This is a genomic window from Halobaculum saliterrae (assembly GCF_009831625.1).
In the GTDB taxonomy this organism is placed as follows: Archaea; Halobacteriota; Halobacteria; order Halobacteriales; family Haloferacaceae; genus Halobaculum; species Halobaculum saliterrae.
In genome coordinates this window covers 144,805-158,287 of sequence record NZ_WUUS01000006.1, presented here as the reverse complement: position 1 = coordinate 158,287, position 13,483 = coordinate 144,805, and the positions used below count along the sequence as shown (strand labels likewise).

The window sequence follows — 13,483 nt, the reverse complement described above, 5'->3', positions numbered from 1 at the left end:
TACGAAGGTCAGTAGTTTGACTTAATTGGTTCGGAGGTGGGCGCAGGCGCCGAACCGTGGCGGTCGATGGCCGCGTCCTACCGCTCCAGCAGTTCGATCTCGTGGCCGTCGGGGTCCTTCGTGAACCCGTAGGTGTAGTCGCACGACTCGGGGTCGCGGTAGTCCTCGGTCTCGCGCGTCATCAGGGTCTCCCAGTCGTCTACCAAGTCGTCCGCGCGCACGCACACGTGACCCCACGCGTCACCCATCGTGTAGCTCCGGCCGTCGTAGTTGTAGGTGAGCTCGATCGCCATCGCCTCCTCGGCGGCGTCCTCGGGCTTCATGAAGTAGTTCGCGAACGTGTCGGCCTCCCAGCGACCGGTGTGTTCGTACTCGAACGTGCGCGTCCAGTAGCCGAGCGCCTCGGTGGCGTCCTCGACGCGGATCATCGTGTGGTCGATCGACCAGCGCGCGCCGTGGTCGCGCTCGACGATCTCGATCTCGTGGCCGTCGGGGTCCTTCACGAACGCGTAGCCCGGGTTCTCCTCGGGCGGGCGGTAGTCCTCGACTCCCTCGTCCATCAGCTCGTAGTACGCCTCCTCGACGTCCTCGACGCGGACGGCGATATGCCCCCACGCGTCGCCCATCTCGTAGGTGTGGTCGCCGTGGTTGTAGGTGAGCTCCAGCAGGGCGCCGTCCTCGTGCACGTCCTCCGGCCCGAGGTAGTAGTTCGTGAAGTCGCCGCCCTCCATCTCCCCCTTGATCTCGTAGTCGAGGTGTTCGGTGTACCAGTCGAGGGACTCCTCCTCGTCCTCGATCCGCATCATCACGTGGTCCAGCGTGTACGCCATACCCGACATACCGGCCGCGCGCTCGAAAAGGATACCGGAGGGGGAAGGGACCGAGTCTCACACGACGGGTCCTCACGCGACCAAGGGCCCGGGTCGCCTGCTCAGAACCGCTTTTTGCGTTTCTCCGGGACGTATCCCGGTTCCACCCGGCTCATGATGTCGGCGGCCGAGTCGTGGGTGAACGACGGCGTCTCGGTGAGCGAGAAGGTGTCCGCACGCGTGCCCGTCTCGTATCGGAGCGCCGCGCCCGCGACGCCGGTCGAGAACGGCGTCAGCGACGCGCCGTATTCGTCGGCCAGCGCCTCGAGGAACTCCCCGCGCGTGGCCGCCACCTCGTCCGCGTACTCCGGTTCGGTCTCGTTGCGCGCGATCGCGGCGAACCACTCGTCCGTCTCGCCGTGGCGCGCGTGCCAGAGGTGACTGGCGTATCGCCACCGGAGCCGGGCGGTGTCCCGCAGCGCGACCGTGAGCGATTCCTCCAGGGAGCGCTCGGCGTCCTCGGGGGGCGCGTAGTCGAGGAACAGCAGGTCCCGGTCGATGCGCTTGAGCGCGCCGGTGTCGAGCAGATCCAGACACAGCACGCCGTCGCCGTCGCGGACGCGCATCGTCGGGTGCTCGCCATCCGTGTCGACAACGCCCGACCGGGGACCGACTGCCAGCCGATAGGCGGCCTGCAGCGCGAACAGGTGGAACCACTCGATCCGACCGCCGGCGGCCGCCTCACCGGACAACGGCGGCTCGAACGCGTCGGCGTCGAGGACGCGTTTCGGCGTCGCATCCGACTCCGGGGCCAGCGTCGGATCCGAGCCGTCGGTGTCGCAGTCGCTCGCGGCGTACTCCCGGGTTCGGAGCCCGCCCGCGAGGACGGGCACGATCTCGATCGCCATCGGCACGACCAGCAGCGGTCGGACCCCCTTGTGGGTGACAACGAACACGTCCGGCGTCGTGAACGGGACGAGCGTCTCGCCCAGCTCCGCGAGGCGGCACTTCTCCTCGGGCCCGTCGGCCGTGTCGAACCAGTGGGGCGCCGTGACCGGACCGTCGAAGTGCGTCCGGCGGACGTACTCCCCCATGCGGTCGACGAAGTCGTCGGGGGAGTCGACGCCGACGCGGTACACCTTGTACCACCGCTCGCCGGTTCCTCGGCGAGTCTGCTGGAAACACACGAGCGCGTCGGACTCCATTCGATCTGAGGGAGCCGGGCGGGCAGGGATAACGCTTCGGCGCCGAATGTCACGACTGATTCTCACAGGGTCGGGGCAGACGACGCGTCGGGACCGTGAGCCGTTCCGTCGTGTTCTCCACAAAACACATTCCGGCGGACCCGAGACACGCCCGACATGATGTCCCCACGACGAAGATCCCTCCTCGTCGCCCTCGGCGGCCTCGGATCGACCGCCGCGACTGGCTGTCTCGGGGACGCGCCGACCGAGTCACCGGACGGAGATCCGTCGGCGACGGGGGCGACTGAGACCGATCCGAGTGGCGAACCGGACGGCGACAACGCTCGCGCCGCCGACACCCTCCGGCTCGCCGTCGCCGACGGGTTCCCGGCTGACGGGCCCGTCCGGGTTCATTCCGGCCCGCTCGCATCGCTCCTCGAACGCGGCGCGACAACGGGCGACCGGGTTCGGGCGACCGATTCGATCCTGCTGACCGGGCGGCCTCCGCTCCTCCCGGGAGAGCGCACTGTCACGCTCGCGGGCGACGGGGTCGACGACGGCGCGTACGAGCTCGCGGTCGACGGCGGCCTCCTGTACGACTGGCTCCTCGGCGCGACCGCCGTCGATGACCCGCCGAGGGACGTGGATGTCGTCGACGTCGATGCCCTCCCGAACGACCGCCGATCGCTCGCGGTCGAAGCCATCCGGGGCGGTCGCGCGACCGTCGAGCCGCAGACGCCGCTGGGAACGTGGGCTCGCACGGAGTTCGTCGACGGCTACGTCCGGCGCGAGGGGACGGTGTATCGGGGGTACGAGCGCCGGCAGACGGACGCCGCGTTCTTCTCGGAGGAAGTGTGGTACGTCGCGAGTGTGACGCCGACCGAGGGGGCGTCGAGCGACGCGCCGACGCTCCACCTCGACCCGCTCCCCTCGGCGGCCCGCACGGTGGTCGACGACCTGCTCGCGGACTGGGCCTCGACCCTCGACCCGGTCGAGGCGGACGTGTCCGACCTCGACGATCGGGCACGGCGAGCGCTCGCGGGGACGGACCGGCTGCTCACCCACGTCGCGGTGTTCGAGGTGGATCGCTCGTGAGCCCCGCGAGCCGCGGCGGGGGCCGACCGGTCCCTACTCCCGCGCCGACGCCCGGTAGCGCCACGCCGCGACCGCCCACAGCGCGAGCGTCCCGACGGGGTAGCCCGTCCGCACCGGCTGGAGGCCGAAGCGGACGGCGACGGAGGCGTTCACCGCGCCCGCGAGCACGAGCAGTCCGGCGGTGACGCGTGGGTCCTCGCGGCCGACGAATGCCAACGACGCCGACGCGACCGCGAGGACCCAACACGCCGCGGCGACGATCCACGGAACCAGCAGCGGCGACCCCGACAGCGCGAGGTACTCGGGGAGCGTTCGGGCGTACAGGACCGGCGCGAACGAGAGCCCGCCCCACGCGAACCGGAGGAAGGGGACGCCGCCGTCGGCGAACGTCTGGACCGACCACGGGACGAGCCCACAGGCGAGAACTGCCGCGAGGACGCGCCACGGAGTCGGTCGCGGTGGCCGGAGGACCGTGTCGGTCACGCTACTTGCGGGCGACGATCCGGAGCACGTCCTCGTCGGCGAGCTCGTGGCCCTGCCCGACCTGCTGGTCGTCGTGTTTGGCGGAGTCGCCGGAGACGCGCGCGAACTTGAACCGCTCGTCGAAGCTCCCGCCGAGCTTCTCGCAGGCGTCGCCGACGGTGTCGCCCTCGCGGAGCACGAGCGGCTCCTCCCGGTCGACGCCGCGGCCCGGCTTGTCCATGTAGATCCGGATGAGGCCGAGCGCGTCGAAGATCCGCTCCCGCAGCACGTCGAGGCCTCGCTCCTCCTCCGCGGAGATGAAGATCGCGTCGTCGGGGTCGATGCCGTGCTCGCGGAGGTCCTCGTTGACCGTCGGGAGGTAGTCCTCGTCGATGAGGTCGGCCTTGTTCACCGCGACGATGGAGGGGAGGTACTCGCGGTTGTCCATCACGCCGTCGATGAGCTCGTCGATCGTGAGGTCGTGCGGGATCGTCACGTCGGCGTTGACGAACCCGTGCGCGCGGAGGACGTCCTTCACCGTCCCCTCGTCCAGCGAGACGGTGTCACGCATCGTCACCTGGATGCCGTCCTTGTGCGTCTTCCGGACGGAGATGTTCGGCGGCTCGGTGTCGAGGCGGACCTTGTTCTCGTACAGCTCGTGGCGGAGGCGCTCGTACTGGTCGATCTCGAACACCGAGAGCATGAACACGACGAGGTCGGCGGTGCGGACGACCGACAGCACCTCCTTGCCGCCGCCGCGACCGCCGGCGGCTCCCTCGATCAGCCCCGGCACGTCGAGGATCTGAATGTTCGCGCCGCGGTACTTCAGCATCCCGGGGTTCACGTTCAGCGTGGTGAACTCGTACTCGCCGATCTCGCTGTCGGCGTTGGTGAGCGCGTTGATCAGCGTGGACTTGCCGACGGAGGGGAAGCCGACGAGCGCGACCGTCGCGTCGCCGGTCTTCTCGACGGCGTACCCGTGGCCGCCGCCGGAGGAGGACTGGTTCTCCAGCTTCTCCTTCTTCTGGGCGAGCTTCGACTTCAGCCGCCCGATGTGGGCCTCGGTGGACTTGTTGTACGGGGTTTCGGCGATCTCCTCGCGGAGTTCCTCGATCTCGTCCTCCAGTCCCATCGCTAGCAGATGGGCCGTCCGCGAGCCTAAACGCTTCCCTTCCAGGGACAGCACCCCTCCACGGACGCGCGGCGACCGGATATCGCCGTTCGCGGACGGTCGCCGGCCGAACGGCCTAACGGGCGGTGCAGGCGAGCGAACGGGGGAGGGAGATCCCACCACGTGAGCCCGTCCCGCCCGCGACACGGACTTCGATACCACTATGTCGCGGCGGGCGCGACACCGCTTCGAGGACGGCATGCCGGACCCCTCCAGCCTCCGAGACAGCACGCAGATCGTTCTCCCGAAGCGGGAGCTGGACGGGATCAGATCGACGATCGAGTCGGAGTTCACCGTCTCGGTGTTCACGACGGACGACCAGTGCCGGATCATCGGCAGTCCCGTCGAGATCAAGGCCGTGTCGGAGTTCCTCGCCCGCCACGGCGTCACCATCCCCTGAGCGGGGCCGTCGCGGGCGACCGACAGGCTTTGGACCCGCAGGCCCGTCGGTAGCGTATGGACGAGAATCCGGGAGTGAGCGAGGAGTACCGGATGGTCAGCCCGTGGCCGCTGTTCGTCGCGCTGGGGATCCCGATCGCCGAGATCGGGATCCTGTTCGGCCTGGTCCCGCTGGCCGTGGGCGGCCTGCTCCTGTTCTGCGGGTCGATCGCCGGGATCCTCCGCGAGAACGAGTACGTCTCCTCTGCGTGGCGCGGACTCGCCGGGGTGTCGGTGTTCGTCATCGCCGGAGGGCTGGCGCTGTGGTACGCGGACACGGCGACCGCGTCCGACCTGCTGATCCGGGCGTACTCGCTGATCGGCACCGGCGTGTTGCTGCTGGTCGCCGGTGTCGGCGGCGATCTGTTCGCGCGTGACGCCGAGCCGGGTCTGTGAGCGCGTGTGGGTCCGTGAACGCGTGCGTGTCCGCGAGCGATCCGGCGGCGTGACCGGGGAACGGTCCGACGGAACGGGACGATCGGGCCCCCGCGAGCGCGGAAATGGGCAAGGTATTAGGTCGCGACGGTGTACGTTCCGCGCATGGCAGAGATCTTCGACAGGGACACCCTGCTGGATCTGACGGTCAACGTCATCCCGCTGGGCATCATCCTGTTCTTCGTCGCGGCGTTCGTCCTCATCGACCCGTTCGGCGGACTGGACTTCTACGGCCGCGTGCTCCAGATGGGGCTGTTGGCGTTCCCGTTGGTCGCGCTGGCCATCCTGACGTACGTCTCCGGGAAGGCCATCGCGGGCGACGAGAAGCGCTCGAAGGTGTTCTTCCAGGGGCAGGCGACGATAGAGGGCTCCCCGGAGAAACACGAGGTCGAGGAGGCGATCGAGGCGGAGGCGGCCGGGGAGACCGACGTCGAGGACCCCTACGGCGGTGACGCCGACGAGGACGAGAGTGAAGTCGACCCGGACGCCGACGACAACGACGACAACGACGACGAGAGCGACGTTGACGCTGACGACGAGAGCGACGAGAGCGACGAGAGCGACGCCGATGAGGACGGGGAAGTCGACGCCGACGAGAAGTAGTCGAATCTGACCTCCGAACGGCCCCGGAACCGAGGGGCTGCGGCCGGGGGCGACCCGAATCTTTCTTGTGTATTCGACGCTGATGCGTGTCCATGGAGATTACCGGCCAACTACTGCTGACGGTGCTCATGGGGGCGTTCCTCCTGGGTGTGGCCGCCTTCCTCGCTCGGGTCGAGGACTGGCGGTCGTACACGCCCCTGGGTGCCGGCGGCGGCGCAGTCGGTGAGTCCGGCTACGGGCACTCGGAGAAGCCCGCAGGGCTCATCCGCTGGTTCACGACGGTCGACCACAAGGACATCGGACTGCTGTACGGCGCGTACGCGACGGTCGCGTTCGTCGTCGGCGGGCTGATGGTGATGCTGATGCGCGCGGAGCTCACCACCCCGGAGACGGCGGTGCTGGGTTCGGCGACGTTCTACAACTCGCTGCTCACCAGCCACGGCATCACCATGCTGTTCCTGTTCGGAACGCCGATCATCGCGGCGTTCTCGAACTATCTCATCCCGCTGGTCATCGGCGCCGACGACATGGCGTTCCCGCGCATCAACGCCATCGCGTTCTGGCTGCTGCCGCCGGGTGCGCTCCTCATCTGGGCCGGCTTCTTCCCGCTGCCGGACGTCATCCCCGCCCAGACCGCCTGGACGATGTACACGCCGCTGTCGGCGGGCGTCGGCAACGGCAATCAGATGAACGTCGGGGTCGACCTGATGCTGCTCGGCCTGCACCTCACCGGCGTCTCGGCGACGATGGGGGCGATCAACTTCATCGCGACCATCTTCACCGAGCGCGCCGAGGAGGTCACCTGGGCCAACCTCGACATCTTCTCGTGGACGATCCTGACGCAGTCGGGGCTCATCCTCTTCGCGTTCCCGCTGCTGGGCAGCGCGCTGGTGATGCTCCTGCTCGACCGCAACTTCGCGACGACGTTCTTCGCCGTCGAGGGCGGCGGTCCGATCCTGTGGCAGCACCTGTTCTGGTTCTTCGGCCATCCCGAGGTGTACATCCTCGTGCTCCCGCCGATGGGGATCGTGAGCTACGTGCTCCCGCGCTTCTCCGGCCGGAAGCTGTTCGGGTTCAAGTTCGTCGTCTACTCCACGCTCGCGATCGGCGTGCTCTCGTTCGGCGTGTGGGCACACCACATGTTCGCGACGGGGATCGACCCGCGGCTTCGCGCCTCGTTCATGGCCGTCTCGTTGGCCATCGCGATACCGTCCGCGGTGAAGACGTTCAACTGGATCACGACGATGTGGAACGGGAAGCTCCGCCTCACGACGCCGATGCTGTTCTGTATCGGCTTCGTGAGCAACTTCATCATCGGCGGCGTGACCGGCGTGTTCCTCGCGTCGATCCCCGTCGACCTCGTGCTCCACGACACCTACTACGTCGTCGGGCACTTCCACTACATCGTGATGGGCGCCATCACCTTCGCGGGGATGGCGGGTATCTACTACTGGTTCCCGCTCGTCACCGGCCGCTGGTACCAGCGCCGGCTCGCGAAGGCGCACTTCTGGCTGTGGATGATCGGCACCAACGTCACGTTCTTCGCGATGGTGCTGCTCGGCTACGGCGGCATGCCGCGCCGGTACGCCACCTACCTCCCGCAGTTCGCGACGCTCCACCAGATCGCGTCGCTGGGGGCGTTCCTCCTGCTCGTCGGCGGCATCATCTGGATCTACAACGTCGCCGTCTCCTGGATTGAGGGACCGCGCGTCCAGTCGGGCGACCCGTGGCGCCTCGACGAGACGGACCTCAACACCGCCGAGTGGGACTGGTTCGAGGCCAAGCGCGAGACCTCGCTGGCGGCCACCGACGGCGGCGAGGACGTGACGGCCGACGGCGGGCAGGAGATCGAGGACGACACGGCGGAGTAACGCGGCTGTCCCCGAGTTTCGTCGAGTTCTCGCAGGTTTTCGACCGGGTTCCATCGCGACCAGCGGCGCGTCCGTGACGACGGGGCTTTTGGTCGCGCGGCCCCGAACGGGAGTATGAGCGACAAGGACCTCCTCGGACTCGTGCTCGGCGGCATCGCCCTGCTCATGTTCGCGACCGGCCTGATCCTCGTGTTGCAGTGACCGCCTCCCGGGACGACGCGGACCGGAGCGACCGGGACGGAGGCAGGCGGTTCGGCGGTCGACGGGTCGTGATCGCGCTGTATCTGATCCTCACGGCCGTCGGCGGCGGCGCCGGCGTGCTCGTCGCCACGTTCGTCGACGGCCTCAGCGCGCCCGCGCTGTACGGGGTGATCCCCCTGCCGCCGACGGCGCTCGGGTTCGGCGTGTACGGCGCCGTCACGCTCGCGACGGTGCTCGGGATCCCGCTCGCGCTCGTGGTGTACGTCTCCCGCCGGATCGACGACCCGGACGCGATCGACGAGTGAGGCGTCGCACCCGAGCTGTGAGGACGGGGACCGGAAGTCACGACCCGGAACGTCGCCGACGGCGAAAGGACTAATCCCCGCCCGGGAGTGGTGCGATGTATGTATCACGTGGTACTCGGCGTCGACGAGGAGGAGGAGCACGCGCGCGCCGCCGCGAAGGAGATCGCGAAACTGCCGGGTGACGGGAGCGACACCGAGGTCACGATCGTCCACGTCTTCCAGGACAACCCCAGCGGCGCCTCCGCGACCCAGGTCGCGTCGGTTCGTGAGGCGCAGAAGGTCCTCGAGGACGCGGGCATCACCGTCGACGTGACCGAGTCCAGCGGCGACCCGGCGGACGCGATCATCGAGGTGAGCGAGGAGGCGGACGCCGACCTGATCGTCGTCGGCGGACGCAAGCGCTCGCCGGCGGGCAAGGCGCTGTTCGGTTCGGTGACCCAGACGGTCATCCTCAACGGCGGCCGCCCGGTGATGGTCACCGGCGTCGTCGACGACGAGTAACGGACCGACACGGAACGCCCCGGCACCCGGGACCGGTTCACGACCGGACGCCGGCGACCTCTCCCCTACACGTATAGTCTCGGGCCCGGTAGCGACCGTCAGTGTGATGCGGGTCAGGCTGATCGCGCTCGTGGGCGTCGTCGTGCTCGCCCTCCTGGCCAGCGTCGCGGTCGACCCGTCGACGCCCGGGACGGGACGGGACCCGACGGCCGAGCACATGTACGCGCCGCAGGGGACCGGGAACCTCCTCTGGCCCTACACCAGTCGGACCCGGTCCATCGAGGGGCGGACCCTCGCGATCAACGTCGTCGTCCGGGCGGATCCCGGAACGCTGAGAACCGCGCTCACGGACCGGTCCGAGGGGAACTGGACGGCGGTCGAGGGCGACGACGCGCTCGCGGCGGAGTCGTCGCCGTGGCGACCGGCGCGCGGCGCCGCCCGGTACACGTACGTCGCGCCGGACCGAAACGCCACGGGGACGTGGGTCGACGCGAACTACCAGTTGGGCACCGGCGCGTACCTCGGGCGCCGCGTCCACGTCCGGGTGTACCCGGCCCCGTCGGGGAACTGGAGCGCGATCCAAGCACACGCCGAGTACTGGGACTGGTTTCGACTTCGGCACACCGTGACCGGGATCCGCCCCGGGGCGCAGTTCATCGAGCGCGATCTGCGCGACGAGCCGTTCGTCGCGAACGTCGCCCGAGAGTACCACGGCCTCCCCGGCGGCGGGAGCGACGGCTGGACGACGACCATCGAGTTCGCCGCCCCCGTCGCGCTCGTCGGCGCGGTCGCGGTGAGCCACAGCCGCGAGTGGCTCGGCGAGGGGTGGTCGCCCGCCGACGTCGCCCTCCCGATCGCGCTCGCGGGCGTGTTGCTCGGCGTCCGGTCGCTCGGGCTGACCGTCGAGAGCGCCGTCCCCGCCGCCGATCCGCGGGTCTTCGCCGCCGGGCTGTACCCGGTGCTCGCCTTCGGGCCCCCGGCGCTCGTGACGTGGCTCGCGTCGGGTCGGCCGCCCGAGCGGACGGCGCTGCTCGTGGGTGGCGGGCTCGGGACGGGCGTCGTGCTCGACCTCGTCGGCGTCGGGGTCAGGGAGGTGCCGATCCGGCTGGGGGTACACCGACTCGCGCTGTGTTGTGCGCTCGGGCTGTTCGCGCTCGGGATCGCCCGCGGAGACCGCCGTACAGCCGCGGCGGGCGCGATCGCGTGGGCGGCCGCGCTCGCGGCGCCGCTCGCGGGCTACGCGTGACCGGCCGAGCCGGACGACAGTCCGCATCCGGGACAGGACGGGACGGGACGACGGAGTCGGTCCGCGTCAGGGAGCTGTTCACCCGCGCCGATCGCCGCGGGCGGCGACCGTCGGCGCGGTCAGTCCGCCGTCGTCCTCGTCGAGCGATAGACCACGACGCCGTCGTTCTCGTGGACGCGCGTCCAGCCGTCGGCGGCCGCGAACGACCGGTCGAGCGTGCCGAAGGTGACCGTCGACTCCCCGCGGACGGTGTACTGCCCCTTCGGGAGGTACACGTGCGTCGGGACCGCGCCGACGCTCGCCGCGCTCGACTCGACGCAGCCGGCGCTTCGACACGTCGATAGCGTCTCGAACGCCGACAGGTGGCGCTCGTACTCCCCTGCGTCGCGCCACTCCACCCCCCACGGCCCGACGAGCAGCGTGCGATCGGTCAACGCGGGGAGCCACTCGGCGGCGTCGCCGACGGCGACGAACGTCGCGTCGGGCGGCGTCTCGCTCGCGATCCACGCCATCGCCTCGCGGTCGTCGCCGTCGAGGAACTCCGGGGTCGACGGGTCGCTCGCGGCCGTCATCTCCGCCGCGAGCGCGGCCCCGCCGACGGCCGCGGTGGCGACGAGCAGCGCCGCCGCGAGCGCGGCGCGAGCCCCCGTGCGACCGGACGGCCCCTCCCGCCCGGACACGAGACCCGACGGCCACGGAGATGACGGGAGCGAGTCCCCGAGCGACCGCTCCGGGAGGCGACCCGCGAGGTCGACGGCGACCGCCGCGAGCGCGACGGCGCCGGCGGCGTAGGCGAACCGCGGCTGTTTGAACAGCAGCTCCGCGACGACGATCCACGTCGGAAGCAGCCGGTCGCCGCGGGCGAGGAGGTACGCGGCCGCGGCGAGCGGGACCAACGTGAACGGGGATAGCTCCCCGGCCAGCAGCGCCGCGCCGCCGCCGACGCCCCCGTGGGTGCCCGCGGCGGCGGCGAACACCGTGGGGCCGTGGGTGGCGACCGCCCACGCCAGCCACGGCGCCGCGATCGCCGTCCCGCCAAGCCCGACGGCCAGCCCGCGGACGAACCCCACGGGCGACGGGTCGAGCGTGACCCACAGGACGACGTAGCTCGCGACGACGAACAGCGTGTAGGTTGGATGCGACAACGCGGTCAGTCCGAACAGGACCGCCCCGGCGACGAGCGCTCGGCGCGAGCCCGTCGTGTACGCCCGGTACCCCGCGTAGATCGATGCGAGCGCGTACAGGAAGGCGAACGCGCGCACGACGCCGCCGGCGGAGACGTGCCACTCCAGGATCTGCGGGTTCACGGCGACGAGTGTCGCCGCCGCGGCGCCCGCCGGCCGCGACCCCGTGACGTCGCGTCCGAGGAGGTACACGGGGACGGCGACGGCGACGACCGCGACGCTCGGGAGGAATCGGGCGACGGTGACGGGGTCGACGCCCAGATCCAACAGGAGCGCGAACGCGTAGAACTGCAGCGGCGGGTACGCGAACGGGACGCCCTCGGCGGTGTAGCCGGGGATCGTCGCCGGCGGCCGGTAGCCGTTCGCGGCGATCTCGGCGGCGATCTGCGCGTACAGGCCGGCTCCGTACGCCGGGTACGGGTTCGTCGCGAGGTAGACCGCGACGGCGACGCACGCGGGCAACAGCGCCAGCGCGAGCCACGGACGGTCGCGGGCGTCGAGCGGAAGCGCGTCGAACCCGCCGTGTGCGGCGATCGCGACGATCCGTCCCGTCATTTGCGCTCGAACGTGAGGGGCCACCGAAGCGACGCAGAGACGCCGAGGCGGCGGTATTCGCTCCACGCGAGCGCGGGAATCGACACGAGCAGCGCGAGGATCGCCGCGCCCTCGGCGAGCCCGACCCAGCGCGGACGGACGTACGCGATCGCGTTGACGAGTGTCGGCGGCGCCGCGGCCGCGACCCGGTCGAGCGCGGATCCGGTCTCGGGGTCGAACGTCCGTGACTCCAGCCCCAGCGACGCCGCGGACTCGCCGCCGGCGCTCTCGTCGCCGGTGCCGAGGCGTTCGGACTCGTACGGGAAACCGAGGTCGGCCGACCAGACGACCTCCCCGTCGGTGTCGACCTCGACGACGCGGTCGCCGTTGGAGTCGGTGATGAGCGTGTGGCCGTTCGGGAGGCGGTCGGCGTCACGGGGCCACTGCACGCGCTCGTCGCTCCACGTCCACGAACGCTCCCACGCGCCGTCCTCGCGCCGGTATTCGACGACGCGACCGTTCTCGGAGTCGGCGACGAGCAGCGCGGGTCCGCCGCGCTCGGGCGGGATGTAGTCGGGGTTGTGCTGCTCGTACAGCGTGTCGTGGTCGCCGTCGCTCCCGAGCGTCCAGTCCTCGCGCAGCCCCCGCTGTACGTCGACGAACACGACCTGATCGTGGTTGCGGACGCTCACCATGACCGTCTCGCGCCCGTCGATCTCGACGTACTCCACGTCGTTGATGTGCGTCCAGTCCTCCGGGAACGGACCGCCGCTCCCGGTCGGGTCGAAGTCGGACTGGGCGTCCCACTCCCACTCGGTCAGCCCGGTCGTCGTGTTCACGATGAACGCGCGGTCGCGATGGATGTCGGCCACGAGCAGGCGCTCGTCGTCGATCCGGTCGGCGTCGTGCCAGCGGGTGGAGTGTTTCCCGGGCGTGATCCGGCTGAACACGTCCGTCGACTCCCCGGTCGTGAGGTTGACGCGCTCGACGCCGTTGCGGGTGCAGACGCTCCCGGCACACTCGTCGGCGTCGAGGTGGTCCGCGTACACGAACTCGACGGTGACGTCGGTTCCCTCGACGGGGTCGACGTCCCAGTAGCGGGTGTGGTCGTTCTGGTGGTACCGGATCGTGCCGTCGGGCGCGAACGCGATCAGTTCGGCCTGCGCGCGCGGTCCGTCGTTCTCGTCGGCGACGAAGGCGTTCGAGTCGGTCGCGACGACGGTGACGCCGTCGCGGGGGCCGACGACCGCGGAGTCGTCGCCGGTACGCAGCGCCCGCTCGACGGCCGGGTCGCCGGTGACGTCCTCGCTCGCACGCTCGGCCTCGACGTAGCCGACGACGAGCGTCCCGGCCGCGACGACGACGAGCGCGGCGAGGAGGACGCGGACCGACGGCGTCGGCGGTTCCGGGGACACGTCCGTCGCTTCGACTCGCTCGCACAAAA

General features: G+C 70.3%; 14 protein-coding genes. 8 read left to right on the top strand and 6 right to left on the bottom strand.

From position 1 onward, the window contains the following. Positions 1 to 77: 77 nt before the first annotated feature. Both GRX01_RS10860 and GRX01_RS10855 read right to left on the bottom strand, forming a co-directional pair. Entirely contained in the window at positions 78 to 830 is a 753-nt protein-coding gene (locus GRX01_RS10860) for a VOC family protein (protein WP_159666972.1), read from the bottom strand. 101 nt (positions 831 to 931) lie between these two features. Beyond that, positions 932 to 2,014 (bottom strand): hypothetical protein, encoded by a 1,083-nt coding sequence (locus GRX01_RS10855; RefSeq protein ID WP_159666969.1) that lies wholly within the window; start codon positions 2,012 to 2,014, stop codon positions 932 to 934. Positions 2,015 to 2,173: 159 nt separating this feature from the next. Here GRX01_RS10855 and GRX01_RS10850 point away from each other — a divergent pair, with 159 nt between their 5' ends. Further along, positions 2,174 to 3,088, top strand: a complete 915-nt coding sequence (locus GRX01_RS10850; RefSeq protein WP_159666966.1) for a hypothetical protein — start codon at positions 2,174 to 2,176, stop codon at positions 3,086 to 3,088. A gap of 33 nt (positions 3,089 to 3,121) precedes the next feature. Here the strand turns inward: GRX01_RS10850 and GRX01_RS10845 are convergent, their stop codons facing one another. Beyond that, positions 3,122 to 3,571: a TIGR04206 family protein gene (locus GRX01_RS10845; protein ID WP_159666963.1), complete on the bottom strand. Its 450-nt coding sequence runs from the start codon at positions 3,569 to 3,571 to the stop codon at positions 3,122 to 3,124. A 1-nt stretch (position 3,572) separates the two neighbouring features. Beyond that, positions 3,573 to 4,682: an OBG GTPase family GTP-binding protein gene (locus GRX01_RS10840; RefSeq protein ID WP_159666960.1), complete on the bottom strand. Its 1,110-nt coding sequence runs from the start codon at positions 4,680 to 4,682 to the stop codon at positions 3,573 to 3,575. Positions 4,683 to 4,920: 238 nt separating this feature from the next. Between GRX01_RS10840 and GRX01_RS10835 the strand changes: the two genes are divergently transcribed. From GRX01_RS10835 to GRX01_RS10805, 7 genes are all read left to right on the top strand, one after another. Next, positions 4,921 to 5,121 carry a VNG_1110C family protein gene (locus tag GRX01_RS10835; protein ID WP_159666957.1) on the top strand — a complete coding sequence of 67 codons (201 nt, stop codon included), beginning with the start codon at positions 4,921 to 4,923 and terminating at the stop codon, positions 5,119 to 5,121. A gap of 56 nt (positions 5,122 to 5,177) precedes the next feature. Next, positions 5,178 to 5,555: a DUF7541 family protein gene (locus GRX01_RS10830; RefSeq protein WP_159666954.1), complete on the top strand. Its 378-nt coding sequence runs from the start codon at positions 5,178 to 5,180 to the stop codon at positions 5,553 to 5,555. Between the two features lie 144 nt (positions 5,556 to 5,699). Then, the gene (locus GRX01_RS19160; RefSeq protein ID WP_233740989.1) at positions 5,700 to 6,197 is read left to right on the top strand and encodes a DUF6684 family protein; all 498 of its coding nucleotides are present in this window, start codon (positions 5,700 to 5,702) and stop codon (positions 6,195 to 6,197) included. A gap of 128 nt (positions 6,198 to 6,325) precedes the next feature. Next, positions 6,326 to 8,068 carry a cbb3-type cytochrome c oxidase subunit I gene (locus GRX01_RS10820; RefSeq protein ID WP_159667278.1) on the top strand — a complete coding sequence of 581 codons (1,743 nt, stop codon included), beginning with the start codon at positions 6,326 to 6,328 and terminating at the stop codon, positions 8,066 to 8,068. A gap of 197 nt (positions 8,069 to 8,265) precedes the next feature. Beyond that, complete coding sequence (locus tag GRX01_RS10815) at positions 8,266 to 8,574, top strand: DUF7520 family protein (RefSeq protein ID WP_321168034.1); 309 nt, start codon at positions 8,266 to 8,268, stop codon at positions 8,572 to 8,574. Between the two features lie 99 nt (positions 8,575 to 8,673). Continuing rightward, positions 8,674 to 9,075, top strand: coding sequence for a universal stress protein (locus tag GRX01_RS10810; RefSeq protein ID WP_159666951.1), 402 nt, complete (start codon positions 8,674 to 8,676; stop codon positions 9,073 to 9,075). A gap of 106 nt (positions 9,076 to 9,181) precedes the next feature. Continuing rightward, positions 9,182 to 10,321, top strand: a complete 1,140-nt coding sequence (locus GRX01_RS10805; RefSeq protein WP_159666948.1) for a hypothetical protein — start codon at positions 9,182 to 9,184, stop codon at positions 10,319 to 10,321. A gap of 119 nt (positions 10,322 to 10,440) precedes the next feature. Here GRX01_RS10805 and GRX01_RS10800 read toward each other — a convergent pair whose 3' ends face one another. Then, complete coding sequence (locus GRX01_RS10800) at positions 10,441 to 12,060, bottom strand: glycosyltransferase family 39 protein (RefSeq protein WP_159666945.1); 1,620 nt, start codon at positions 12,058 to 12,060, stop codon at positions 10,441 to 10,443. Beyond that, positions 12,057 to 13,454 (bottom strand): aryl-sulfate sulfotransferase, encoded by a 1,398-nt coding sequence (locus GRX01_RS10795; RefSeq protein WP_321168033.1) that lies wholly within the window; start codon positions 13,452 to 13,454, stop codon positions 12,057 to 12,059. The genes GRX01_RS10800 and GRX01_RS10795 overlap by 4 nt, the downstream gene beginning before the upstream one ends. Positions 13,455 to 13,483: the final 29 nt, after the last annotated feature.